Here is a 1072-nt window from a genome sequence, read left to right on the forward strand (position 1 = left end):
CGTCAGGGTGACCCGCTGGCGCCGCACGACAAGCCGAATAACCCGCCCCATCCGCGTAGCATTGCCGGTGGTGTGGGCTCGGTATTGGTGAACGGCAAGCCCATCGCTATCACCGGCACAGCGGTGGATTGTGGTGGCGTGGTGATTGGTTCGGGCAGCGGGCAAGCAGGATAAGGAACAAGGTCATGGCACAGAGCACTGGATTACAATTCACCGTCAAGGTTGGCGCACTGGCTGACAACACCTTTGCGGTCGCGAGCTTCAAGCTGGATGAGGGCTTGAACAGCCCGTTTAGCCTCAAACTGGAGGTGGCCAGCGCTCAGCCCGATATCGATTTCGGTGCTGTGCTGGACCAGCCCTGCGAGCTGATGGTGTGGTACCACGGCGAGCTGCAACGCCGGGTGTGCGGGGTAGTGAGCGACTTTGCGCAAGGGGACAGCGGCTTTCGCCGCACCCGTTACAGCTTGCAAGTCAAACCTGCCCTGTGGCGATTGGGATTACGCCAAAACTCCCGCATCTTCCAGGCACAGAAGCCGGACGAAATCCTCTCCATTTTGCTGCAAGAGCACGGCATCACCGACTACGCCTTTGCCCTGAAAAACGAGCATGCCCAGCGCGAATACTGCGTGCAGTACCGCGAGACCGACCTCGATTTCTTGAACCGTTTGGCCGCCGAAGAGGGGCTGTTCTACTTCCATGAGTTTGAAGCAGGCAAGCACCGTATCGTGTTTGCCGACGATGCGGCGGCATTAACAGCTGGCCCCGAGCTGTTCTTTAACCTCGGCAACCGTTCGCTGGAACAGGGTGCCTATGTGCGCCAGTTCCACTACCGCGAATCGGTGCGCCCCTCGGATGTAGAGCTCAAAGACTACAGCTTTAAAACCCCGGCTTACGGCCTATCTCACAAAAAGCAGGGCGCAGAGCTCGAGCACCAGCGCGACACCTACCAGCACTTTGACTATCCGGGCCGCTACAAGCAGGACGGCAGTGGCAAGGCGTTTGCCCAGCACCGCCTCGATGCGCTGCGCAATGACGCTGTGGCGGGCAGTGGCAAGTCCAACAGCGCAGCCCT

Annotated in this window: 2 protein-coding genes; both read left to right on the forward strand. The window is 59.8% G+C overall.

Going from position 1 to position 1072, the window contains the following annotated elements; translation table 11 throughout:
* The coding region (locus tag AAC083_RS20905) for a PAAR domain-containing protein (protein WP_181364844.1) at nt 1-174 on the forward strand (174 nt) is incomplete at its 5' end.
* Between the two features lie 11 nt (nt 175-185).
* The coding region (gene tssI / locus AAC083_RS20910) for a type VI secretion system tip protein TssI/VgrG (RefSeq protein ID WP_146181755.1) at nt 186-1072 on the forward strand (887 nt) is incomplete at its 3' end.

Origin of the sequence: Aeromonas sp. HMWF014 (genome assembly GCF_963878295.1) — a bacterium.
In the GTDB taxonomy this organism is placed as follows: Bacteria; Pseudomonadota; Gammaproteobacteria; order Enterobacterales; family Aeromonadaceae; genus Aeromonas; species Aeromonas popoffii.